This window comes from Pelistega europaea (assembly GCF_013133775.1).
GTDB lineage: Bacteria > Pseudomonadota > Gammaproteobacteria > Burkholderiales > Burkholderiaceae_B > Taylorella > Taylorella europaea.
The window spans coordinates 1-23,976 of the sequence record NZ_JABGBO010000007.1; the positions used below are offsets into that span (position 1 = coordinate 1).

General features: G+C 38.4%; 21 protein-coding genes and 2 pseudogenes. 17 read left to right on the forward strand and 6 right to left on the reverse strand.

All coding sequences use genetic code 11. The features are described from left to right. Positions 1-117 precede the first annotated feature (117 nt). The 4 genes and pseudogenes from HKX40_RS07065 to HKX40_RS10895 all read left to right on the forward strand — a co-directional run bounded on the left by HKX40_RS07065 (position 118) and on the right by HKX40_RS10895 (position 2,443). Entirely contained in the window at positions 118-1,128 is a 1,011-nt protein-coding gene (locus HKX40_RS07065) for a hypothetical protein (RefSeq protein ID WP_171588875.1), read from the forward strand. A 362-nt stretch (positions 1,129-1,490) separates the two neighbouring features. After that, positions 1,491-1,631 (forward strand): annotated as a pseudogene (locus HKX40_RS10620) (transposase); the annotation flags it as partial. 224 nt (positions 1,632-1,855) lie between these two features. Continuing rightward, the gene (locus HKX40_RS10625) at positions 1,856-2,215 is read left to right on the forward strand and encodes a DDE-type integrase/transposase/recombinase (protein ID WP_216605198.1); all 360 of its coding nucleotides are present in this window, start codon (positions 1,856-1,858) and stop codon (positions 2,213-2,215) included. A gap of 21 nt (positions 2,216-2,236) precedes the next feature. Then, positions 2,237-2,443 (forward strand): annotated as a pseudogene (locus HKX40_RS10895) (integrase core domain-containing protein). Between the two features lie 160 nt (positions 2,444-2,603). Here HKX40_RS10895 and HKX40_RS07075 read toward each other — a convergent pair. The 5 genes from HKX40_RS07075 to HKX40_RS07095 all read right to left on the reverse strand — a co-directional run bounded on the left by HKX40_RS07075 (position 2,604) and on the right by HKX40_RS07095 (position 7,654). Then, the gene (locus tag HKX40_RS07075; protein WP_171588876.1) at positions 2,604-3,899 is read right to left on the reverse strand and encodes a hypothetical protein; all 1,296 of its coding nucleotides are present in this window, start codon (positions 3,897-3,899) and stop codon (positions 2,604-2,606) included. A gap of 31 nt (positions 3,900-3,930) precedes the next feature. Further along, complete coding sequence (locus HKX40_RS07080; protein ID WP_171588877.1) at positions 3,931-5,418, reverse strand: tripartite tricarboxylate transporter permease; 1,488 nt, start codon at positions 5,416-5,418, stop codon at positions 3,931-3,933. A 9-nt stretch (positions 5,419-5,427) separates the two neighbouring features. Next, on the reverse strand, positions 5,428-5,781 hold the full coding sequence (locus tag HKX40_RS07085; RefSeq protein WP_171588878.1) for a tripartite tricarboxylate transporter TctB family protein: 354 nt from the start codon (positions 5,779-5,781) through the stop codon (positions 5,428-5,430). 147 nt (positions 5,782-5,928) lie between these two features. Continuing rightward, positions 5,929-6,891 (reverse strand): tripartite tricarboxylate transporter substrate binding protein, encoded by a 963-nt coding sequence (locus HKX40_RS07090; protein WP_171588879.1) that lies wholly within the window; start codon positions 6,889-6,891, stop codon positions 5,929-5,931. Positions 6,892-6,901: 10 nt separating this feature from the next. Beyond that, entirely contained in the window at positions 6,902-7,654 is a 753-nt protein-coding gene (locus HKX40_RS07095) for a GntR family transcriptional regulator (protein WP_171588880.1), read from the reverse strand. 268 nt (positions 7,655-7,922) lie between these two features. Between HKX40_RS07095 and HKX40_RS07100 the strand changes: the two genes are divergently transcribed. From HKX40_RS07100 to HKX40_RS07160, 13 genes are all read left to right on the forward strand, one after another. Next, complete coding sequence (locus HKX40_RS07100) at positions 7,923-8,885, forward strand: LysR family transcriptional regulator (protein ID WP_171588881.1); 963 nt, start codon at positions 7,923-7,925, stop codon at positions 8,883-8,885. A 26-nt stretch (positions 8,886-8,911) separates the two neighbouring features. Continuing rightward, positions 8,912-9,892 carry an aliphatic sulfonate ABC transporter substrate-binding protein gene (locus HKX40_RS07105; RefSeq protein ID WP_171588882.1) on the forward strand — a complete coding sequence of 327 codons (981 nt, stop codon included), beginning with the start codon at positions 8,912-8,914 and terminating at the stop codon, positions 9,890-9,892. 16 nt (positions 9,893-9,908) lie between these two features. Further along, positions 9,909-10,676 carry an ABC transporter permease gene (locus tag HKX40_RS07110; protein WP_425500456.1) on the forward strand — a complete coding sequence of 256 codons (768 nt, stop codon included), beginning with the start codon at positions 9,909-9,911 and terminating at the stop codon, positions 10,674-10,676. Further along, positions 10,673-11,452, forward strand: a complete 780-nt coding sequence (locus HKX40_RS07115) for an ABC transporter ATP-binding protein (RefSeq protein ID WP_246233630.1) — start codon at positions 10,673-10,675, stop codon at positions 11,450-11,452. Before HKX40_RS07110 ends, HKX40_RS07115 begins: the two co-directional genes overlap by 4 nt. Positions 11,453-11,471: 19 nt before the next feature. Beyond that, the gene (locus HKX40_RS07120; protein WP_171588885.1) at positions 11,472-12,779 is read left to right on the forward strand and encodes an NAD(P)/FAD-dependent oxidoreductase; all 1,308 of its coding nucleotides are present in this window, start codon (positions 11,472-11,474) and stop codon (positions 12,777-12,779) included. A gap of 631 nt (positions 12,780-13,410) precedes the next feature. Continuing rightward, positions 13,411-14,967: a glucose-6-phosphate isomerase gene (gene pgi, locus HKX40_RS07125; protein WP_171588886.1), complete on the forward strand. Its 1,557-nt coding sequence runs from the start codon at positions 13,411-13,413 to the stop codon at positions 14,965-14,967. A 16-nt stretch (positions 14,968-14,983) separates the two neighbouring features. Continuing rightward, positions 14,984-15,775 carry an ABC transporter permease gene (locus HKX40_RS07130; protein ID WP_171588887.1) on the forward strand — a complete coding sequence of 264 codons (792 nt, stop codon included), beginning with the start codon at positions 14,984-14,986 and terminating at the stop codon, positions 15,773-15,775. A 15-nt stretch (positions 15,776-15,790) separates the two neighbouring features. Continuing rightward, positions 15,791-16,483, forward strand: coding sequence for an ABC transporter ATP-binding protein (locus HKX40_RS07135; protein WP_171588888.1), 693 nt, complete (start codon positions 15,791-15,793; stop codon positions 16,481-16,483). Positions 16,484-17,201: 718 nt separating this feature from the next. Continuing rightward, positions 17,202-18,215 carry a glycosyltransferase family 2 protein gene (locus HKX40_RS07140; RefSeq protein WP_171588889.1) on the forward strand — a complete coding sequence of 338 codons (1,014 nt, stop codon included), beginning with the start codon at positions 17,202-17,204 and terminating at the stop codon, positions 18,213-18,215. 1 nt (position 18,216) lies between these two features. Continuing rightward, a complete protein-coding gene (locus HKX40_RS07145) occupies positions 18,217-19,233 on the forward strand; it encodes a glycosyltransferase family 2 protein (RefSeq protein WP_171588890.1) in 1,017 nt (338 codons plus the stop codon). Positions 19,234-19,260: 27 nt separating this feature from the next. Next, a complete protein-coding gene (gene glf / locus HKX40_RS07150) occupies positions 19,261-20,412 on the forward strand; it encodes a UDP-galactopyranose mutase (RefSeq protein WP_171588891.1) in 1,152 nt (383 codons plus the stop codon). A gap of 2 nt (positions 20,413-20,414) precedes the next feature. Next, positions 20,415-21,341, forward strand: a complete 927-nt coding sequence (locus HKX40_RS07155; RefSeq protein ID WP_171588892.1) for a glycosyltransferase family 2 protein — start codon at positions 20,415-20,417, stop codon at positions 21,339-21,341. A gap of 2 nt (positions 21,342-21,343) precedes the next feature. Then, positions 21,344-22,222 carry a glycosyltransferase family 2 protein gene (locus HKX40_RS07160; protein ID WP_171588893.1) on the forward strand — a complete coding sequence of 293 codons (879 nt, stop codon included), beginning with the start codon at positions 21,344-21,346 and terminating at the stop codon, positions 22,220-22,222. Between the two features lie 101 nt (positions 22,223-22,323). Here the strand turns inward: HKX40_RS07160 and HKX40_RS07165 are convergent, their stop codons facing one another. Further along, positions 22,324-23,832, reverse strand: a complete 1,509-nt coding sequence (locus HKX40_RS07165) for a hypothetical protein (protein WP_171588894.1) — start codon at positions 23,830-23,832, stop codon at positions 22,324-22,326. Positions 23,833-23,976: the final 144 nt, after the last annotated feature.

The window sequence follows — 23,976 nt, forward strand, 5'->3', positions numbered from 1 at the left end:
TAAGAATGTTGATGATTTGACTTTCGCTAGTGCGTTTGCTCATGGTAAAACTCCTTTGAAATAAGTTTACGGTAAAGTTCAAAAAAGTTCTACTTTCTTGTTGTCTTAATTTAGGGGATGGCTACACTCATATTATTAGGGAAAGACTTTTCTCAACAACAATATAACTTCTCAAATAAGCGAGACATTTTCACATTCTCCATTCAAGCTCTCGCAAAAGAACAATCCGAGACCTTTCTGGATCATCATTTATCTCTTCAAAACAAAATAACATATGCTGGAGAATTGTTTACCATCCTGCTATTAAGCAACAGCGAAGGCGTTAGCAACAAAGAGTCGGTGAGTAATGCACATTATCCCTGTCTTAAGGATTTACTACCTTATGAGCATATTCAAGACATTCTAAATACCAAACTATTTAAGATTGCAGACACAGAAAATCAGTACGTTGCTATACATAAAATAATTGCTGAATTCTGTGCAGCTGAATATTTATCAGAACGACTCATCTTCTTAGAAAACCCATTATCTTTAAAACAACTCCTTGCCATATTAGCGCCCAATAACATTATTAGGGATGATTTAAGAGGCGTATGCGCCTGGACTGCCTGCTTATCACGCTCAGAAAACACTCAAGAAACTTTCATTCATCTAGACCCCTATGGAGTCCTAACATATGGAGATCCAGATATTCTACTGCCCACATCCAAGAAGATACTAATCGAACAATTAATACAATTTGCTGACAAAAATCCTGACTTTATTGACTATCAATACTGGAATGAGGTTCATGCCCATAACCTTATCAGCAAAGATATGGAAAATACAGTCAATGACCTATTAATCCAAAGCACATCTTTCCAGATACGATTTTTAGTCTTACAACTCCTGGCTAAGACACACGAGATTTTCCTCCCATACGTCACTTTTGAAAACCTCACTTTGTGCCAAGATGAAGTGATTGCACTTAGAAGACAAGCTGCATTATGCCTAGTGAATTATCATAATACAACTATATTAGCATCCACTATTGATAAATTATTCAATGAAAACTCTACGAATAGTTTAAACATCATATCCACCCTAATCGAAAATACCCCCCACACCAAACAGATTTTGGTATTTTAAAGAAATTATTTACCAACGTCTCTCTTAAACGGTTTTCATTAAGGCATTGTGATACTATCGGTTCATTCAGTTTTCTTGACTCTCTGATAGAAAAACTCGATCAAGATTTGTCTGAAAAGTTATTGGAACAGTTATCTCAATCTTTATGGTCACACAATCATATCCTAGAATACGATATCTATGTCGGTTATAGTGTTACCATTAGCAAATTACTAAAACACTTTCTATGCATTACATCTTGTGAAGAACTAGACATCACACAACTGTGGTCATGGATAAAACTGTAGCCCCCTAAATTAAGACAACAAGGAAGTAGAACTTTTTTGAACTTTACCGTAAACTTATTTCAAAGGAGTCTTACCATGAGCAAACGCACTAGCGAAAGTCAAATCATCAACATTCTTAAACAAGCTGAAGCAGGCATACCTGTTCAAGAGTTATGTCGTCAAATTAACATCTCCTCTGCTACTTTCTACAAATGGCGAGAACGTTATGGAGGGGTGGTGATTTCTTGACACAGGATAGTCACTGCTGACTATTCTGTGCGTGAAATCTCTGAGGAGCTCTGCGACGAGGTGGGTTACCTCTGATGTAAGACGCTCAAAAGAACTTGAAGCAGAGAATCGTCGGCTCAAGCAGATGTATGCCGAGCTCAGTCTTAAATCCATGAAGCAGGAAGAAATCATAAAAAATGTAAAACCCGTCCAAGAACGCAAGAGTTGGGTTCATGAGCTACAGGTTAAGTTTACCGCCAGTATTGCCTTGGGCTGTAAGGTGGCCTTTGAAAAACAAGCGCAAACAACGTTTGCCTGTTCGAGAGCCATTGCCGTTACAAGCTCCAGAACGAGCCGATCAGTGTTGGTCAATGGACTTTATGAGTGACAGTCTAGAGAACCATGTGCACTTTAGAACCCTTAATGTGATAGATGACTATAATCGCCAAGCCTTAGGGATTGAGGTCAGTGTCGGTATGCCAACGAACAAAGTGATTTATTACCTAGATCGCATTGCCGAGTTACACGGTTATCCAGAGCGGATTAGGGTAGATAATGGTACAGAGTTTACCTCGCATCAGTTCGTCAACTAGGCAAAACAGCACGGCATTTACATTGATGATATTGAACCTGGTTGTCCTTACCAAAACGGCTTTATTGAGCGTTTTAACAGAACATACCGTAATGAGGTTTTAGGGTGTTATCTTTTTAAAACCCTTAAACAGGTTAAATAACTGACTGAGGAGTGGTTAACTGTTTATAATACGCAAAGACCCCATGATGCACTAAAAGGTTTAACACCCTTAATGTATTTAGAATAAATAAAAGAGCAACCTAAGTGCCAACTAACCAGAAGGGTCTACACACCTCCTCTCCTCACTGAGCTCTAGTCTACAACTGTTCATTTCCGAACAATCCTCCTTCCAACTAGAGCCTCACTATCTATGAACTCTTTCTACATCTATCCTCTAAAATTACTTTCTAATTATCCTTTGCTGCATTGACGATACTAGAAACATCAATCACATACATATTCCGATCCCCCTCATGCACAGAATCAATACACACCTGAGTTCCGTCATGACTCCATCGAGGATGGAGATCACACCTATTTTCTTTCTTCAAATCAGAAGTATAAAAATCACCGATATCGTAAACAACTTCCTCTTGTATATCATAAATTAACAGTTTTCTGATGTTAGTTTCTGCATCAGGATAGGTATCTGTCAATAACCATCTTTGGTTCACGGGGCTATAACTCATATGCCCATTTTCAGTCAAAACACCATTACCAATAACAGTAACTTTTCCTCCCTGCTCATCATCATATAACTGGTAGTGAATTTCTCCTGCATGAGGACCCCATACAATTATTTGTTTATCATTTTTCCACATCGGATGAGATATCTGAAACTCTGATTTCTCATAATCATAAATACCTACTGCATTTGGATCAAAATCCTCTGCTAATTGAGGTAATGGATGATCCGAACACTCCAGTAGACGCATATCACTACCATCAGGATTAATAGTTATCAATCTATGCAAGAAACAAGTTTCATCAGCTACTCGTTCTGTCCATCTATGTAAAAACAAAATTCTAGATGAGGACGGATTGATTTCAATATGACTAATCCAATGCAAAGCATTATCCATTGAATCTTTGTGATGAAACTCTTTCAATGTTTGGTAAGACACTAAAAGATGTGAACTCCCAGTTAGTAAATTCACATAACGCAATCCATCATCCTGTGGATATAATGGTAAATTTTCAGCCTTACCACTAAACTCACTATACCCTATAGTCTCATGTGTGACATAGAGTCTCCTATAATCAACTGTCACTGCAAACTGAGCATTAGGAGCAACCGAGTATATAGGGACATCTAAATACCGTTTCTCTCCACTATCCACATCGCAAATACATGAAGCAAAAGAAGGATATTCTTTATTGCTTTGCTCTGCTCGAACGTTGTAAATAACTTTATTACTTTTCCCTAGCCACTGTAGCTGACAACCCATCTGCCAATTCCATGTAGATGTCTTGTCCAAGACGATAAAACTTCCATCGCGAGATAAATCAAAGAAACCTACTTTCGCATATAAGTCTGGCGTAAGGTCTACATCCATTGCTGAATATTGATTTGCTAAAATCCATGGTTTGCCAGCATGCCAAGGAGATTTATTGTAATAACCAAAAAAATAGTGTTGATTATCCCTCCCTAATTTACGGATTGGACACTTTTTTGATATAAATTTTTTTCCATCTAAAATCATATACTGCTTGCTCAAAAATGATAAATAATAACTACGCTTTTTTTATTGGTTTAATACCATAATAAAGTGATAAAACACATAAAAGTATCAGCACTAGAGAAATAGGTCTTGTCACAAAAGAAGACAATAAAGCAACTGGATCGTGGTGAGTTAACAACATTGCTCTTGATAGTCCTGACTCAGCCATTCCTCCTAGCACAAGCCCTAGAACCAAAGGTGCTCTTGAAACCTTGAGTAAAGAAAACAAATATCCTACTGCCCCCATAAAAAGCATTAGCAAAATATCCTCTACTTGTGCTCGCATAGCATAGGAACCAATAATAGCCAAAGCTAAAATCGAGGCTGCCAGAATCTCTTTAGGAAGGAAAATAACCCTAGAACAATATTTGGCCACTAATAAACCTACAGGAACAAAAGCTAAATTACTCCAAAAAAGACTAAAAATAAAACCATACGCCACCTCCGGTGTTTGCTCAAACAGTGCTGGACCAGGTGCTAAACCATGGATTATTAATCCACCCATTAGCACAGCAGTCACCGCATTACCTGGAACACCTAATGTAAGCAATGGAACTAATGAGCCGCCCGTTACCGCATTATTAGCAGTTTCAGATGCAATCACACCATCTTCTGCTCCTTTGCCAAATAGTTCTGGTGCACTAGATGTTCTTTTGGCAAAATCGTAGGCAATAAAACTAGCAATACTTGACCCTGCCCCAGGAATAATTCCGATGATAGTCCCAATGACACTAGAGCGTATTAAATTCATCTTATGTGCTAATGTCCCTCTCAACATCCCCCACACAGAGGCATTAAATGTTGAATCAAGTTTTTGATTTTTCCTATTTCTTTCATCTAACAAATTGATAACTTCCGGTATCGAATAAAGCCCTATCAAAATAATTACCAATGGTAACCCATCATATAAAGTAGGAATATCAAACGTCAACCGCATTTCCCCCGTCATAGGATGCATACCTACCATACTAAGAATTAATCCCAGCACACCAACAATGAGGCTTTTGAGTAAATCTCCTTCAGATAATGAAGCGATAACAGTAACACCAAAAACAGCCAACAAAAAGTATTCCTGAGCGCCTAAAAGCAATGCAAGATTAGCCAATAACGGCGCCATCAATAATAAAACTATCGTACTAAAAATTCCTCCAATACATGATCCAAAAACAGCCAGTCCAATAGCATATCCACCCTTCCCCTTTTGCGTTAAAGCGTATCCATCCCAACAAGTTGCTACCGCAGAAGGCGTACCCGGAATATTCAACAAGATGGCACTAATAGCACCACTAAAAGTAGAAGCCAAATAAATTCCACCTAACAAAGATAGTCCCACTCCAGGAGGGAACGAAAATGTAGCAGGAATCAGTAGCGCCACTCCCATAGTACTGGTTAAGCCAGGAAGCATACCAATAAACACACCAATAACGGTACCCACAAACATTGCCAGTAACATTGACGGAGAAATAGATGTTGTGAGACCTACTAATAACCCATCTAACATAATTCCCTCTCACCACACTTTAAAAAAATGATCAATTCCAATAGCGCTACCTGGTAGTGATACGCCTAGAAATAAAAAAAACACTGTATAAATAAATGCAGACAATCCTAATGCCACCCAGATATATATCACTCTCTGTTTTCTTGCCACTACCACTTGTGTTACATACAGGAAAAAAGCAAAAGTAATTAAAAACCCCAGCACAGGGAGTACCAACGCACACAAAACAACGAGAAGAAATATCGTTAACGCTCCTACAAAACTTGAAAAAAGCTGAGCGGCATTATCAGAAAGAGAGGAAGATTCACTGATAATTACTGTCTTAAATATCATAATTTTTGCACTATAAACAATACTCATCATCAGCATTGCTACAGCCAAAACTCGTAATAATAAAGAAGACTCATACGAGTACTGAAATACCTGAAAGCATAAAAAAATACTCAACAAAGTACTCAACACAGCAAAACAGATATTAACCAACCTCTGCATTTTATTGTCCCCATTAATCTACTTCATGACATCTATATATTGCTTGGTGTTCTCACGAGCCTTATTCAAGCTCTCAGTAAATGCTGCATGATCCTGATAGTCCAGAACAATGCCCATTTTAGATGCTGCCTGCTGGAACTCACTATCATTCAACAATTGTCTAAAAGCTTTATCTAAAAAATCCACTTTATCCGAAGATAATCCATGAGGGGCAGCAACACCTCGCATAGCAGTCCCCACGGAAGGGACTTCTTTCCCCAGAACAGCTGTAACTGTCTTGACACCACTTAAAGATGGAAGTGTCTTATCAGAAAACACCCCTAGTACTTTCACCCTTTTAGCTTGTACATACTGTTGAACGGAACTTGCTGTTAACAAAGCCATATCAACCTCTTTGCCCAGTAAACCTGTTGTCGCAGGACCTGATCCAGGATAACTGATAAAGTTCACCTTTGTTTTGAGTACTTTCTCAAAAGCAACAGCTTGTAATTGCACATTGGACTGAGGGCCATCTCCTCCAACATTCACTTTACCAGGATTATTCCTAATAAAAGCCACTGCATCTTCTAGCGTATTTAAATCGCTCTTTGCTTCTACAGCCAATACAATCGGATCAGACTGGACATTTGCGATAGGCTGAAAATCATTAAGTGTATAACCAACACTAGGGCGCAACAATTCAATCATAAAAACAGAAGGAGCACTTAACAAACCTATGGTATACCCATCAGGTTTGGCTTTAGCCAGTTTCGTAAAACCGATTTGCCCTCCCGCTCCTGGGTTATTTTCAACCACAACTTTGACGCCTAAATATTTCTCTATATGTTTTGCCATCAATCTCGCAATAGTATCATTGCCTCCTCCTGGCGAATAGGCCACGTTCATCGTAATTGGTTTTTCTGGATAGGCAGCAAAAACAACTCCCACTGCCCCCAAAGAAAATACAACACCAGCAACCACTTGCAGAAGTCTCGTCTTCATTCCCATACTCCTATTTCACTTTGATTTTCAAAACGTGCTTGCAACGACTTTGACTAAATAACCATTGACTAAGCACCACAGGCTTCAAGTTAGCATCATAAGAAATGCGCTCATTCATCAATCCAGCAGCTGGGAGTACATTGACATGAAGAGTATCCGCTTGCTGCTGTGTTAATAAGACTGGTTCTAGCTCCAAAGCTATTTCGCCAATTACTACGCCATAACTTTCTCTAAGTTTCTTGGAAAGGAACTTTGTAGAATAAAAATCCTCCTCTGTTAGGGCTGGGAACTGCTCAGACGATAAATAGATATCCTCAATAAAAAGAGGTGTATCATCTACAGATCTCAGCCTTTGAACCTTTAATAAAGAAGCCTCCGCACTCAACCCTAACTTATGTGCAATAACACTTGAGTGGTAATCTTTATCAAACTCCATCAATGTCACTTTATTTTTGTGACCACTTGCCTCAATTTGAAGATCGAAGTTATGAACTCCTAATAAATCTCGATTAACAGTAGTAGTTTTAGTAACAAAATTACCAATTCCTCTTTTAGTCTCTATCAGCTTCTTTTGCTTAAGGACATTGATAGCTTCTCTTACTGTCAAACGACTTATTTCAAAGGCGTGACACAATTCTTTTTCTGTGGGAAGTACATCTCCATCATGAAGAAAGTCATTATTGATTTCATCCTCTATCAACTGAACCAACTGTTGGTATAAAGGGATTGGAGATGATTTCGAAAGTTTTTTCTCTAATAGCATAAAATATCCAGATGTCATGACGTCTATACAAATATATTCCTTATTGATAGAATTACCAACTAGGGAAAACCACTAAAAGTGTAGAAAACCCACTATCTTGGTCCCCCCTCAAAAATTTCTCAAAATGGTGCATTTGAATGCATAACCAACTAGTGGGTTGTTCAAAATAAAGCAACAGTTAAAGTTATTATTAGTTTTACTTAATTTGTTTTGCCGTAACAATCAACTGTGATATTTTTTTCAAAAAAACTAATATAAAGGTGGAGACATGAAAAAACTTTCTAGCCTTGACATACGTGTATTACGCATCTTTGAAGCGACTGCTACTAGCGGAAGCCTTTCTGTTGCATCTAAGAAATTAGGTATTACCCAATCCGCAGTTTCACAAGCAATAAGCCAGATAGAGTCCATACTGCAAACACATATTTTTGACAGAAGTCAACGTCCTTTTAAGCTAACTCCAGCTGGTATTGCATTAAGTCGTCGTGCGAAACAAATTGTTGAGGATATGGATAAATTAGTTATTCATGTTAAAGAGGCTGCATTAACAAGCCGACCCGCAATTCGCATGGGAATGATTGACTCTTTTGCCGCTACTGTAGGACCAGCTATTGTAAAGCATGCGACAACAACAGCTAGTCATTTATTACTATGGTCTGGACTTGCTAACAGTCATGCCTCGGCACTGTTGAATAGACAATTAGATATCATTGTTACTTCTGACGATTTAAGTGATGTAGACAATATTATTCGTAGACCCATCTTCTCAGAACCTTTCATTCTAGTCGTATCTAAAAGCAGAGCCTCTGAATTTCAAGGGAAAGACCTTACCTATCTGATTGAACACATGCCATTTATCCGCTTCAGCATACGATCTCACTTCGGCGCCATGATTGAACGTTATTTAAGAAGAAGTGGATACTCCCCACGACCATATCTAGAAATAGATACAGCTGATGTTGTCATGGCAATGGTTGCTGCGGACTTAGGGTGGACAATCATGACACCTCTCTGCCTTTTACAAGGTAGATCCCATCTTCACCAAATTACTCCATTACCTTTGCCTGGTGTTGGCACAAGAAGAACTATTTACCAACTTTCCAGAGAAAATGAGTATGAAGATATGGCAGAACTTTTTCTACAAGCTAGTAAAAATACATTAGAAACAGAAATTTTTAGAGAGCTGCGTTCTCTCTTACCCTGGCTTAAAGGACAAATCTTTTTGAAATAGCTTTTTAACTACAAAAGGAGACAACTATGAACCGTAGATTTTTTCTCAAAACAAGTGCCTCAGTACTAGCTGCTAGCCTTCTTTCACAGCAAGCATATGCAAAAAAAGATTTACTAGTAAAGTATGGAGGATCCGCATGGTTAGCACATTACCCTGCCTACTTAGCGATGACCGAAGGACTCTTGGCAAAACATCAACTCAGTCAGGACTATCAGTCCTTTGGAACATCTTCTGCACGCATGAGTGCTCTCATCTCTGGCAACATTGATATTGCTAGTACAGGTGCTGTTTCAGCCTTGGCGCTAATGGCTCGAGGAGTGAAACATTTTTCCATCATTGCTATTCCAGAAAGTTTTGGTAAAGTTGAAGGTATTGTTGCACGTCCAGGTATCACAAGCATAGAACAGTTAAAAGGGAAAAAAATAGGAGTGACATTCGCTTCTAGCTCTCAACTGCTTGTTTTAGATATTTTAGCCCAGCATGGAATGACCCCTGATGATGTGATACTTCTAAACGTACCCGCACCAGAGTTACCCTCCGCACTCAAATCAGGACAAATCGATGCATCCGCGACATGGACACCTTATTTTGAACACACTTTAAAACAAGAAGGTGCCACATTACTTGCTGATGACACTCAATTCAAACTTTATCAAAGCCATAATGTTCCTCCTGGTCCTGATGTATTAGTGGTTCGTAATAGTTTTGCAAAAAAATACCCAGAGCAGCTAAAAGCCTACCTATCTGCTTACTTTGAAGCAAATACCTTATTACGAGAGACCCCAGAAAAAGTAGCTGAAAAATTAAGCAAACTCACCAATCTTTCTGTGGAAGAGCAATTATCCATTCTAAAAGGCACTGACTGGTTCTCTTTACCACAACAAAAAGAACTATTAACGGGTAAATACGCAGAAGGAGTTCAGCTACTTGCCGATTTACTCGTACAACACAAACAAATTGATAAATCACCTAATGTCAAAGAGTGGATTGACACCTCTTTTATCTAAACCAAGGAATATGGGTATGAATAATCACAAAGCATCGAAAGGGATTTTACTAACCATTAGCACTGCATCTGTTGTTCTCTTCTTAATAATGTGGGAAATTATTTGTAGTGTAGGTCTAGTAGATCCCATTTTTCTTCCTCCTCCCAGTGAAGTATTCAAAAAAGCTTTCAGCATGTTAAGTGAAGGAAGCCTAGAAAGCCATATTTGGGCATCCACTGTTCGCGTTATGACAGGTTTTTTTGCTGCGACTATTATAGCCATTCCATTAGGTATTGTGCTAGGAACCTCACAATTCGCAAGGGCTGTGTTTAATCCGATACTGTCGTTTCTTCGACCTCTTCCTTCTATGAGCTGGATACCTCTCTCCCTCTTGTGGTTCGGTATTACCGAAACACAAAAATACAGTATTGTTTTTATGGGAACATTTGCTCCGGCTCTCGTCTATGTCATCGAAGCCACAAGAAATGTTGATCCTCTTTTAATTCGTGCAGCTAGAAACCTTGGTGCTTCTCGCTTACAAGTCATGAGAGAAGTTATTTTGCCAGGTAGCTTACCGCAGATACTAAGTGGGCTAAAGGTCATTCTCGGTCTAGCATGGACCTGTGTCATTTCTGCTGAATTAGTCGCTGCAAGGGAAGGCTTAGGTTTTCTAATTATGAATGGGAAAGAGTATTTCCAAACGGAAGTTGTCGTACTAGGCATGATGATGATTAGCATTACTGTACTTATCACAGACTTTATTTTCCGTATTATCGAAAATTGCGTTTTAAGGTGGCAAAAATGACAAACACCATGATTTCTATTCAAGATATTTCTAAAAAATACGGCAATTTCCAAGCTATTGAGCGTATTGATTTAAATATTCAAAAAGGCGAATTTGTCGTATTACTGGGTGCTTCAGGATGTGGTAAATCTACATTACTCAATTTGGTTGCTGGCTTTGAAAAACCTACAACAGGAAAAATCATAGTAAATGGCAGAGAAGTAACGGGAATAGATCCTCATTGTGGGATGGTTTTTCAGCAATACGCTTTATTCCCCTGGCTTACGGTTAGAGAGAATGTAGCCTTTGGTCTAAAGATGAGAGGAGTCTCAAAGCGAGAACGAGAAAGCATTGCTCAACGTTATATAGAAATGGTCGGACTCCGCGGATTTGAAAATAAATATCCCAATGCGCTCTCAGGAGGAATGAAGCAACGAGTATCAATAGCCAGAGTCCTTGCTAATGATCCTGATGTTATTCTACTGGACGAACCCTTTGCTGCACTTGATGCCATGACTAGACAAGTCTTACAAGATGAATTATTAAATATTTATGAGAAAAGTAAGAAAACAATTATTTTCATCACTCACTCTATTGATGAAGCACTCCTTTTATCAACAAGAATGCTAATCATGGGGGCTCGCCCAGGAAAAATTGTCACAGACATCCTCAATGATCTTCCTATGCCTCGGCATACAGAGGTACAGCTGTCTCCTCGATACAACGAGCTAAAGGCTCAAATTTGGGAAACTGTACAAGCCGAAGTCATGCGTAGTCTTCAATCAACAAATAATTAGTTTGGGATGTACTTTAATCATGTCAAAAGCAAACAACTTCTATCCTCAATATCAAGAAAAATCTGGTTGGAATGCATTACTTCCTCCTAGAATTCCTCGCCTTAGCGCTCCAAAAAACGATGATTTTGATGTTATTGTTGTCGGAGCTGGAATTACTGGCCTATCAGCAGCTAGAAGCATGGCAAATATCAACCCACAGTTAAATATCCTAGTCATTGAGGCTAGTATTTGCGGAGAAGGCTCTTCAGGAAGGAATTCTGGTTTTTTAATCAATCTCCCTCATAATACGGGAATGTCCGGTCATCAGGAAAATATCACTATTGCCAAAAAGCAAATTGCTCTTTATCAAGAAGGAATGGATTGGTTAAAATCCATCATTGACACTCATCACATTGAATGTGGTTGGAATCCAGTTGGCAAATACCATGCTGCCGCAACTGATGATGGGATAAAACATTTAAAGAAAACACTAGAACATTACCAAGAATGGGGAATCCAATATACAGAATTTCAACAAGGTGCTCTTGAACACAAGCTTGGAACAAGCTATTATCGGTTTGGTTATCATTCTTTTAATAACATTTTTGTACAGCCCGCTGCTCTGATTAGAGGATTAGCTGATACACTTCCAAACAATGTTTTTCTCTGGGAAAATACCCCAGTAATCAAGCTAGAAAAGGGAAGTAAATATACCATTATTACCCCTACTAAAACACTAACATGTCAAAAGGTGATTATTGCCAATAATGGTTTTTCCCGAAAGCTAGGCTTTGCACGAGATAGGTTGATTGGCATATACACTTATGCGGGACTTACAGATATATTGGATGATGATACATGGGACATGCTAGGAGAAGAGCCCGAATGGGGAGTCATCCCTGCAAATCGTCTTGGTACTACCCTCAGAAAAACTAACCTAAAACGCTTTATGGTTAGAAGCGCTTATTCTTATGAAAACGAGCGTCCCCTCTCTGAGGTAAAGCTTATGCTTGAGCAATGCTTTAAAAACCGTTATCCATACCTGAAATCACATACATTATCTCTCGTATGGGGAGGAACTACAGCATTAACTAGAAATGGAGCTCTTTACTTTGGTAAAGTCGACCGCGATATCTACATTTCTGTAGGATGCAATGGGGCTGGTATGATTAAAGGGACTATTTTTGGAAAACTACTTGGAGAAATGGTATGTGGTTTGCACTCCCCCCAACTTGCTGATGCCTTGGGTTTTCAACGTCCATCTTGGATACCTCCTGAGCCTATTCGCAGTATCGCTGTAAAAAGTGCCATTCAGTACCAACGTTTCAAGGCTGGCTTAGAACGTTAGCTCATATGAAAGAACTTTACTTCGTCATTATTTCTCTGCTTCATAATGTCTATTTTTAAATATCTGAACGTTCTAGAAATAATGACGAATTGGATGAGCTTGGCGTTGCAATCATCCCATTTTTAATACAACTCAAGATAGAAATGTAATATCCCTGTTTTTTATCTTAAGGAATAGTCTGAGCAATAGTCTTAATAATAGGTATACCTACACCAATCTTTCTTAGCTAGTTCCTCTGGTGACAATTCATAGCTGGATTAACATGTTTGGTAAATATACAAGTAAAGAATGCCGCATCGACAAAACAGCAACTTTTCAATATGAACGATACAGTTGATTAAACATGCGTCTTCTCCAAAAGAAATACCCCAAGAATTATCATATTCCGCAGCGTGAAAAGACTCACCAAAAGACTGAATGTTAGTATAGCCATCTCGTCTCCTCACCAATTAGATGGCATCAAGATGCCCTTATCAAAATGGCTTATGAGATAGATACAATCATCCTATACACATATCTTATAAAGTAACCTCCCAAAATTTTTATTACTAAGCTTTATCCATACTCTCTCTGCAAAAAACTCCAGATACTTTATAATAGTCATGTTCGTTTATTAGTTAGATAAATTACGATGAATAAACCACTAGTTCCTTTGCACCAACTAGACGAATGGGGCGCCTACGCGACCGCTGTTGAGCAAGCAAAAATTGATACTAACCAACTTCGCATCATCAGCGCTGCAGAACTTCGTGTTGATTTAACAGCCCAACGTCATAGCCATGATATGCAAAAAGCAGCTGAAGCGTTACTCACTGCTCGCCAGTTTGAAGAGCAACGCCAAATGCTATTCGATGGTGAAATAACAAATACGACCGAAGGAAGACCTGCATGGCATACCATGCTCAGAGAACCGCAGCCACTCATAGATGTTGCAGATGAACGCAACCGGGTGCTAGAGTTTGTCCGTCAAGCCGATAGTGAGAGAATATGGCGGAATATTGTCCATATTGGTATTGGTGGTAGCGATTGGGGAGTAAGGCTCATTGCAAATGCCTTTGGATATGCTGGAACATGGAGAAATATTCGCTATGTATCGAATATTGATGGTCATGCTATTGAAGCTGGGCTAGCTGGTTTAGACCCTCGTGATACTCTCATTGTTATCGCGACTAAATCCTTCACTACCTCAGAAACAATGGAGAATGCAAAAAGAGCATTGGAATGGCTCAAGGCATCACAAGTACAAAATCCTTACGATCACATCATCGCTGTCACTGCTAACCCTGAAGCAGCAAAATCTTGGGGAGTCAGTGAGCATCGTATTTTTAAATTCTGGGATTGGGTAGGCGGTCGTTTTTCCATATGGTCTGCCGTTGGTGTTGCCGCTGGACTAACCGTAGGATCAAGTGTACTTGCAGGACTACAAAGTGGTGCTCATGCTATGGATGAGCATTTTCTTAAAGCTCCTCTAGCAGAAAACATCCCTGTGCAACTTGCTATGACTAGCATAGCAAATCGCAGTGTATTAGGATATGGCTCACGCAACCTTGCAGTTTACGATTCTCGCCTAGCAAATCTAATTCCATATCTACAGCAGCTTGAGATGGAATCATTGGGGAAATCAGTCGACAAACAAGGTGAACCTATTGAGGTTCCTACAGGTGCTGTTATCTGGGGGATGCCTGGTACAGATGCTCAACACACATTCTTCCAATGGCTTCATCAAGGAACTGATGGAGCACCTGTGGATTTTATTGTTTGTCAACACGAGGATCATCGTTGGGAAAACCATCACCGCCAACTATTAGCTCACTGCCTAGCTCAAAGAGAAGCCTTATTGAAAGGAAAAACAGAAGAAGAAGCTTACAAAGAAAATATAGACAAAGGTATGTCTGAAGAAACCGCAAGAGAACTCGCTAAACATCGAAAGCAACCTGGCGGACGTGCTTCTAATCTTATTGTTTTACCTCGCCTGACACCTTTTGCTCTTGGTGCCTTACTTGCCATGTATGAACATAAAGTTTTTGTTCAGGGTGTAGTCTGGGGACTCAATCCTTTCGACCAATGGGGAGTGGAACTTGGAAAAGTGCTTGCAAAAGGTATTGAACGAGAGCTTGCGGCACAAGAACAATTTATATCAGAACACGATTTATCAACCCAATATTGGATTAATATTTTCCGAAAATAACTAAAGAATTTTTTGTATGAGTAACAAACAATCAGTTTTTGACGATATTCTCACTGTCATCAAACAACAATATCTGTGGCGTACCCTTGGTTGGTATGACATCCTTGCCCGCTATCGTAGGTCTGTTCTAGGTCCCATCTGGATTACTATCAGTATGGCGGTTACTATCGCTGCCATGGGACCTTTGTATGGAGCATTATTCAACTTTGACCCTTCTGAATTTATTCCTCATCTAGCGTTGGGATTTATTTTCTGGGCTTTAATTTCCTCCGCCATTAACGAATCAGCAGGTGCCTTTGCTGAGTCTGCTCATTATATGAAGCAGACGTATATCCCTGCACCATTCTTCGTACTCCGGGTCATTTATAGACAAATCATTATTCTTGGGCATAATCTTATCTTATACCCAATTATCTTTCTCATTTTATGGAAACCCATTAACCTAAATGTATTGTGGTTCATCCCTGGGTTTGCCCTAGTCATTATCAACCTTATTTTCATCGGGACATTACTTGCAATTTTCTGTGCAAGATACCGAGATATGGCCCCTGTATTAAATAGTATTATGTCGTTGCTGTTCTTTGTCACTCCCATTATTTGGAGGATGGAACAATTACCTCCCGAACGACAAGCATTCGTAAGTTGGAATATACTAGCCAACTTTGTAGACTTACTAAGAGCACCACTACTTGGGCTGGAACCTATCGCACAAGACTGGATTGTTGCTGGATGCAGTGCAATTATTCTTGGTATCCTTACATTTGTACTCTATTCAAAAAAACGCCATCGTATCACCTATTGGCTATAAAAAAGGAAAAGCATTATGCATATAAAACTCGACAACGTATCTGTACGCTTTCCAATCTACGATGTCAAACAGCGTTCTTTTAAACAAACTCTTCTTAATGCTGCAACAGGTGGGCGTATCATTGCCAATAATAAACGCACGGAGATTGAAGCATTAAAGAATATTACTTTAGATATTAAAGAAGGAGATCGTTTGGCTCTTGTGGGGCACAACGGATCCGGTAAGACGACCCTACTTCGTACACTCTCTGGCGTTTATCATCCTACGTCTGGAAACATTGATATCAAGGGGAAAATCACCAGCCTATTAGACTCTACCCTAGGGATGGACATGGAAGCATCAGGGCTTGAAAATATTCATCTAAGAGGGTTATTTTTAGGACTTCACCCCAAAGAGATTAATAATATGTTAGACGAAATTATTGATTTCAGTGAATTAGGTGATTTTATTAATATGCCCGTTCGCACTTATTCTAGTGGTATGATTCTGCGCTTAGCGTTTTCTATTTCTACCACAATACAACCCGAAATTCTTCTTATGGATGAATGGATGAGTGTTGGGGATGATCAGTTTAAAGCTAAAGCAGAAAAGCGATTAACTGAGTTTGTGGATAAGGCTGGTATTCTTGTGATGGCGACACATGACCATAAATTAGCCGAACGCGTGTGCAATAGAGTGCTACACCTTGAACATGGAGAGATTAAATAATAACATAAAGCAAGAGATTTGACATACACCAGAAGAATAAGTCCGAGCAAGCATCCTTTTTATGCAAGTCCTATCTAATGTTTCTCGTTATTTCGTCTTTACCGTTCGGGAGCCATACTTTTGTCAGCATTTGGAATTTAAAGCTGACAAAAGTATCTAATTGATCCTTTTCTTAGACCAATATGGGCTATTTGATAGTGGGGTAGCCACTCTGCTTAAGACAACAAGAAAGTAGTACTTTACCGTGAACTTATTTCCAAGAAGTTTTTCATGAGCAGGCGTTAGCAAAAACCAATAGTATTCTTAGACATGTAGAAACAGGTGTGTCTGCCCAAAAGTTATACCCAAAAAATGGCAGATGCAGACAAAAACTTGGACTTGCTTTTGCATCAAGAAGAAGTTTTGAAGAATGTATTCTTATGAACAACACAAAAAAACCGTACCAGTACAGTGTTCATCTTAAGGACTTTATCAACAGATTAGATGAGCATCTACACTGGTATCGTACCGAGAGGATTAAGCTCTCACTTAGCGGAATAAGTTTGATACAACACCATCTAAAACAAGGGTTGTCGGTTAATTTTTAAGCCCCCCAAAAAAATCGTCTGTATCCTCACTTTTAAGACACTTGACACTACTTAAGAAAGAACGATAATAATCCTCCAAGACAAACTAAAATTCATGTTAGAATGTGCTGTCTGTTTTCTAAAGAGTGCATATGAATCCGAAAATTTTAACTGTTTCTATCGCAGCATACAATGTTGAAAAGTACCTAGAGGAAGCGTTGCTTCCCTTTACCCTTTCAAAACGCCAGAAAGATTTGGAGGTCTTGATCATAGATGATGGATCAAAAGACAGTACTCCAGATATTGCCCGTAAGTTCCAGACTCTCTATCCAGATATGTTTAAATTAATATCAAAAGAGAATGGAGGATGGGGTTCTACATTGAATATAGGAATTAAAGAAGGGACTGGTAAATATTTCAAACAATTAGATGGGGATGATTATTTTTCTCCAGAGAATCTTGATAATTTCATTGATTTTCTCAAAAGCACTGAAGCTGACTTCGTTCATGCCCCGTTCGTAACTTTCACAGATAAAAATGGTGCCCTGCTCCACATTTTATCAACAGGTTGGGATATCCCTTGGAGAAAAGTTGTCGATATTTTCGAAATCCCCCCTTTTTGTCCTGCCATGCACACAGTGACTGTGAGACTTGACATTTTGAAAAATAATAACATACACATTACTGAGAAATGTTTCTATACTGACGTTGAATTTGTTCTAAAAACGATTAGATTTTGTACTAGTGCTGCCTTTTACGAATTACCAATTTATTACTATAGACTCGCAAGAAATGGACAAAGTATGAGTATTGAAGGAGTAAGAAAAAATTGGCAAGATCATCAAAAAACATTATTAAATTTACTCGAGTATGAGAAAACCAATAATTTGTCTCCAAGGATGAAAACCATATTCTTTGATCGATTAAAACATATGTGTAGCTTACAATATATTTTTTTCTTTGCTTTAGCTCCTAAACAAAATAACAGGTTTATACTCAAAGAGTTTGACTCTAAACTGCAAAATTATCCTGACTACTACCATAGTATCACGAACAATGCTGTAAAGTTACTTCGCAAAACGAACTTTATAGGAAGCAATTTTATTGGCAGAATTCAAACACACAGAGATAAACGGAAAAAAATTCATATTTTTGAAGGAGTATGATATGCAACCCAAAATTTCTGTAATTGTCCCCTTCTACAAAACACCTGTTTTGCTCCTCAGAAAGTGTATTGATAAACTGCTGGAGCAAAGTTTTGATGACTTTGAGATATTAGTAATTGATGATGGGAACGACTTTGAAAACTATTCTCATCTTAAAGAGTATTATGCACAAACTGATTGTCGAGTTCAATTTATTCATCAAAAAAATCAGGGGGTATCCGCTGCCAGAAACAATGGGTTAAAGCATGCTACAGGAAAATATATTGTCTTTCATGATGCTGATGACTTTGCCGAGAACAACTATTTATTCTCCTTGTATACTGAAATCCAGTTCGCTGATTTAGTCATATGCAGTATTGCAGAACAATGGTATCCTACCTGCGATAATAAAGTAGACATTAGAACTTTCTTATCTCTGCCTAGTTACTACAACTGGATTCAATATACGAACTTCACCCCCAATAAGATTTTTAAACTAGACATTATTCGCTTGCACAACATTCACTTTGATGAAAATGTTCGACTTGGAGAAGACGCATTATTCGTCGCAGACTACATCAAACATTGTCGACATATTAGAATTTTACCATCTCAACTATACCATTATGTTCCACACCCCTTCTCTGCAGTAAGAAAGTATGACACTAGTTTATGGGAATATGAAAAGAGGATTATATCTAAATGGATTGATTTATTTTCCACATATCCCCTAAACAAATGGGAACAAAATTTCCTACAGCATTGGTATTACAGTAGATTAAGATGGGTTCTTTTTTATTGTATAGAAAATGAGCAAAATATTTCTAGGCAACGTACAATATTGAACGAGGCTCTTTCTCACAACCCTAAGATTCTACAACAATTTGGAAAAAATCCACTTTTCAGCCGAAAAGATAAATTCGTGTTAACTCTATGGAATGTCTTAGGTGCTCACGGAGTAAAACTATCATACAAGCTAAGGAATCTCTATAACCAGCTCAAATCTTTTTCACACAAAGTCAAGGGTTTATTTTTATAGTAACTGTAATAATTAGGGCGATAATCAATGAAAAACTTCCTATTAGTCGGTGCTGGTTTTTCCAGTGCTGTCATCGCAAGAGAGCTTGCTGAAGCTGGTTACAAAGTAACTGTTATTGATAAACGTAGCCATGTGGCAGGTAACTGTCATTCTGAACGTGATCCCGAAACGAATGTTATGGTACATGTCTACGGTCCACATATCTTCCATACTGATAATGAACGTGTTTGGAATTATGTGAATAGTTTTGGTGAGTTTATGCCTTTTGTAAACCGAGTCAAAACAATCAGCCAAGGGGCAGTGTATTCTTTACCCATCAATCTTCATACCATCAATCAATTCTTCGGTAAAACCTGCTCCCCTAAAGAGGCTAAAGCTCTCATTGAGAGTCAGGCTGATCTGAGCATTACAGATCCTCAAACATTTGAAGAACAAGCCATGCGCTTTGTAGGTAAGGATTTATACAAAGCTTTCTTCTATGGATATACTAAGAAGCAATGGGGTGTAGAACCTAAGGAGTTACCTGCTAGCATCTTGAAGCGTCTGCCAGTTCGATTCAATTACGACGACAACTACTTCGCCCATAAGTATCAAGGCATGCCCAAAGATGGATATACTGCTATTGTGGAAAATATCCTCAAACACGAGAACATTACTGTTCAACTCAATACTGAGTTCTCAGTAGAAATGAAAAATCAATTTGACCATATTTTCTGGTCTGGTCCTCTTGATGCATGGTTTGGTTTTGAACTTGGCCGTTTAGGGTATCGCACCTTAGACTTTGAAGCATTCAGAGATGAAGGTGACTTTCAAGGAAATGCCGTGATTAACTATGGGGATGAGGAGGTGCCCTATACTCGCATCTCTGAGCACAAGCATTTTGCTCCTTGGGAACAGCATGAAAAGACTATTTGCTACCGCGAATATAGCAGAGCTTGCGAAGAAAACGATATTCCTTACTACCCAATTCGCCTAGTTAAAGACAAGGCTCTTCTCAAACAATACGTTGAAAAAGCTGTTAAGGAAGAAAAAGTAACATTTGTAGGACGTCTTGGAACTTACCGTTATCTTGATATGGATGTTACAATCAAAGAGGCGCTTGAAGTTGCAGACGCTGTCAAAGACAGTCTCAGCAAGCAAGCATCTCTTAAACCATTCTATGTCAATATGGACGTGTAATCTTGGATAACAAATCTTCTGTCTGTGCTGTTGTTGTCACTTTTAATCGGAAAAATTTGTTGTTAAATTGTCTTCATGCACTGAAACAGCAAACGGTTTCTGTCGACCACATTGTGGTGGTTAATAACGCCAGCACAGATGGAACAGTTGATTTTCTGATATCTCATGGTTGGGTAAATGATAAATCATTTACCCTACTTAACTTACCAGAAAACTCTGGAGGAGCAGGAGGGTTTCATGAAGGGATAAAATTTGCTTATGAGCATGGATATGACTACATCTGGCTCATGGATGATGATGGTTTTCCTCAGCGTGACTGTCTTGAAACCCTACTCCCCTTTGCTTTGACAGAAAACTATATTGGTCCATTGGTTGTCAACAGCAAAAACCCTACCGAACTAACATTTCCTTTACGTATTCCCAAAACAGCGACGACTCTGAACTCCATACAAGATATTCAACATACTCAATATCAATCGATTATTCCAGAAATTGTCATGCCATTTAATGGTATTCTTTTTCATAAAAATTTAATTGAAAAAATAGGGTTACCTAAAAAAGAATATTTTATCTGGGGAGATGATATGGAATATACATGGAGAGCACAGAGTACACAGTTTAAGATTTTCACCGTTGTTAAAGCTGTCTTTTTCCACCCCAAGGAGCCCTCCCTAGGCTCTCCCATGTTCTTTGGAAAATTAAAATTTAATGACACAAATTCACCATTAAAGCTTTACTGTATGAGTCGTAACAATACGCGCAATTTACTGGACTATAGAGGAATAAGTCATGTTCTGCTCTTTATCACCAAAGCTATTTGGTTTTATTTACTGACAAGACCAAATTTAAAGAAATTAAAAATCGTTTTATCTGGCATAATGGCAGGTATCAAAAAAGATTTTTCTGGTCATAGACAATTCTTAAAATAATAATGCCTAAAGCTCGTATTGCATTGGTAGTGGTTACCTATAATCGCTGTGAGTATCTCGAACAGATGCTGTTGTCTGCACAGCAACAGACAATTCTTCCTGACTGTATTTATATTATTGATAATAACAGCCAAGATAATACTCAAACTGTTGTTGATGAATTTAGTTCTGAAAGTAATATCCCTGTGATTTACCATAACACGGGTAACAATCTAGGTGGGGCAGGTGGATTTGCCATAGGTACTAAAATGGCATTTGAAGCAGGATATGATTATCTTTGGTTAGGAGATGATGATATTTCTTTTCAGCCAGATTGTCTTGAAAACCTCCTTCGTCATACTCCTACAGCTGATATTCTACAGCCTATGCGTTTAAATACGGATGGTTCTTGTGCGGAACTGTCTGGCTTAGACTATCAAATTAACAATCCTTTTAAACTCAACCCTAAAACCAAAAAAGTCTTGGACATTGTTTCTCAAGACTGGGATACCATACCCATCACTACTATCCCTTTTGAAGGACCGCTCATTCATAGAAAAGTGTTTGAAAAAATTGGCTTTCCTGACGCCTCTTTCTTCATCTTTGAAGATGATTTAGACTTTGCCATTCGGGCAAGGAAAGCAGGCTTTAAAATTGTCTGTGTCAAAAAAGCCAATCTTATTCGACACATCCCATTTAACCAACAAGAAGCCCTAAACTCATGGAAAAGATACTATATGTTTAGAAATTTTTTCCGTGTTCAGATTAGACATGGAAATAAGGCTGTGGCATTCTTGAGAGTATCTGTTATCTATGCAGGTGCTAGCTTGATTAGTCTAATAAAACTTGATTTTGAGGGAATAAAAAATCTGTCAAAGGCTTATTGGGACGCATTCAGGTAATTTTACCAACAAGAGCTTGCGATTAACTCAGTCAGTACGAGCTCTCTTTAAGAAACTTATCATTCTGTCATAAACACAAAGTAACCGCAGCAAATCACGCTCTAGCTGTCACCCAACAAATCATCCACAATGCTTTTAGCTGCACCTTGATAACGGACAACACTGTTAAAATTAGCTAATTCCTGCTCTTTAATATGCAGATTACCTTTTCTAAACTCATCAATATAGTGTTTAACATCCTCATCCGCATGAGCAATGTGACAACACTTGCTTGCTAGCATACCATTACGATTGAATGGTAGATGTGCAGGATTCTCAATAAAAACAGCAGGTTTTCTTGTCAATGGGTATTCAGCAACAAAAGAAACACCATCTGTTACCATCATATCGGACCAGTTAAAGGAGTCCATATAGTTCCATGCTTCATCTATTGAGGTATTAGGTAAAGAGTCCCATTCCCTCAAGAAAGTTTCCAAATCAGTTGCAGCTCTTTCCTTCATATTATGAAATAATAGAGGATGTGCTCTTAATCTAATATGAATACTATCTCCATACTCTTTCGCCAACTGGATAAAATAAGACCAATTCCGGTGAAATGTCCCACATGCTAACCACTCATCCCACAGACTATGGTGAGGGGTCCATAATAAATTTACGCACCCTGTTTCTTGAAAATGGAGATGTTGCCGAGCATAAGTTGCCACATATTCAAGCTTAGGATTTCCTAGAAAACGAACAACTTCTTTGGATCCTAAATACTCATTTTGATATTGAATTAGTAACTCTTCACTACTACAGTAAATCCTGTGACACAACAAATGGAAGTTCTGATTTACATCCATATTAATTTGGTCAAAGCGGAAATCAGAGAATAAATCCAATGCAAAATAAGGTACATATACTGTTTTATATGCGGAAAAATTAAGAGCTGAATACAAAGAAGGTATATCAGCATCCCAAGGAGATTGTCTAAAGACGTAATCTGGATTAAATGCAGTTAGGATGGCAGCGAAACGATTCACATCTTTATGATTCAGTTTTATGTAGGAAATCTTCATTTCCTCAAGATAATAGCTCGTTTTTTGAGAATATGAAGATTGCAGTCCATTACTAAAATCATCTGCATCAATAGCTAACACTAATATACGGACACCTCGATTCTTAAACTCCTGGTAAATCAAATCTAACGAAGCCCATGTATAGACATTGTGAATCACAAATAAAACCCTTCTTGGTTGAGACTCCTCTTGCTCTCTACGACTGTTTTGTATTAACAGTGTATCAATCTTCTCTGATTGCTCCCTAATCCGATCTTCTATTGTATGAAAATGGTGAGGCACATCATGGCGAAAAGATTCGATTTTATGAAGCAGCCCATCCAATTCTGTTTTTAACATTATCACTTGCTCATCTGATCGTGTTAGTACTTGCGTAGACAACGCCTCCACTTGTCGGTTAATATGCTCTAGTATCTCCTCCCGATAAGTATTTAATCTCTGATCCACCTGAGACGAATATTCTGGCATTTTTTGTTCAACAGACGTCAGCCTGTTTTGTATATCATAAATAGCTGACACTACTCGCTTGATTTTTTCTATTATTCTTATCATACATCCATCCTTTGATAATCAAAACAAAATTACTCTTTGCTATTGTACCGTCATAATATCCAATGCTTCAAATTCATAAGGATAAAAAATAGACTTTTCAGTTACCTCGTATTTCCAATCATGATAAACTGACAGCGTATTCCT

What these genes read in the sequence shown, in the direction of transcription:
- HKX40_RS07140 (WP_171588889.1), top strand. Translation starts at nt 17,202, where the DNA reads ATGAATCCGAAAATTTTAACTGTTTCTATCGCAGCATACAATGTTGAA.
- HKX40_RS07075 (WP_171588876.1), bottom strand. Translation starts at nt 3,899, where the DNA reads ATGATTTTAGATGGAAAAAAATTTATATCAAAAAAGTGTCCAATCCGT.
- HKX40_RS07115 (WP_246233630.1), top strand. Translation starts at nt 10,673, where the DNA reads ATGACAAACACCATGATTTCTATTCAAGATATTTCTAAAAAATACGGC.
- HKX40_RS07085 (WP_171588878.1), bottom strand. Translation starts at nt 5,781, where the DNA reads ATGATGAGTATTGTTTATAGTGCAAAAATTATGATATTTAAGACAGTA.
- HKX40_RS07090 (WP_171588879.1), bottom strand. Translation starts at nt 6,891, where the DNA reads ATGAAGACGAGACTTCTGCAAGTGGTTGCTGGTGTTGTATTTTCTTTG.
- pgi (WP_171588886.1), top strand. Translation starts at nt 13,411, where the DNA reads ATGAATAAACCACTAGTTCCTTTGCACCAACTAGACGAATGGGGCGCC.
- glf (WP_171588891.1), top strand. Translation starts at nt 19,261, where the DNA reads ATGAAAAACTTCCTATTAGTCGGTGCTGGTTTTTCCAGTGCTGTCATC.
- HKX40_RS07120 (WP_171588885.1), top strand. Translation starts at nt 11,472, where the DNA reads ATGTCAAAAGCAAACAACTTCTATCCTCAATATCAAGAAAAATCTGGT.
- HKX40_RS07100 (WP_171588881.1), top strand. Translation starts at nt 7,923, where the DNA reads ATGAAAAAACTTTCTAGCCTTGACATACGTGTATTACGCATCTTTGAA.
- HKX40_RS07130 (WP_171588887.1), top strand. Translation starts at nt 14,984, where the DNA reads ATGAGTAACAAACAATCAGTTTTTGACGATATTCTCACTGTCATCAAA.
- HKX40_RS07145 (WP_171588890.1), top strand. Translation starts at nt 18,217, where the DNA reads ATGCAACCCAAAATTTCTGTAATTGTCCCCTTCTACAAAACACCTGTT.
- HKX40_RS07160 (WP_171588893.1), top strand. Translation starts at nt 21,344, where the DNA reads ATGCCTAAAGCTCGTATTGCATTGGTAGTGGTTACCTATAATCGCTGT.
- HKX40_RS07110 (WP_425500456.1), top strand. Translation starts at nt 9,909, where the DNA reads ATGAATAATCACAAAGCATCGAAAGGGATTTTACTAACCATTAGCACT.
- HKX40_RS07165 (WP_171588894.1), bottom strand. Translation starts at nt 23,832, where the DNA reads ATGATAAGAATAATAGAAAAAATCAAGCGAGTAGTGTCAGCTATTTAT.
- HKX40_RS07095 (WP_171588880.1), bottom strand. Translation starts at nt 7,654, where the DNA reads ATGCTATTAGAGAAAAAACTTTCGAAATCATCTCCAATCCCTTTATAC.
- HKX40_RS07135 (WP_171588888.1), top strand. Translation starts at nt 15,791, where the DNA reads ATGCATATAAAACTCGACAACGTATCTGTACGCTTTCCAATCTACGAT.
- HKX40_RS07065 (WP_171588875.1), top strand. Translation starts at nt 118, where the DNA reads ATGGCTACACTCATATTATTAGGGAAAGACTTTTCTCAACAACAATAT.
- HKX40_RS10625 (WP_216605198.1), top strand. Translation starts at nt 1,856, where the DNA reads ATGAGCTACAGGTTAAGTTTACCGCCAGTATTGCCTTGGGCTGTAAGG.
- HKX40_RS07105 (WP_171588882.1), top strand. Translation starts at nt 8,912, where the DNA reads ATGAACCGTAGATTTTTTCTCAAAACAAGTGCCTCAGTACTAGCTGCT.
- HKX40_RS07080 (WP_171588877.1), bottom strand. Translation starts at nt 5,418, where the DNA reads ATGTTAGATGGGTTATTAGTAGGTCTCACAACATCTATTTCTCCGTCA.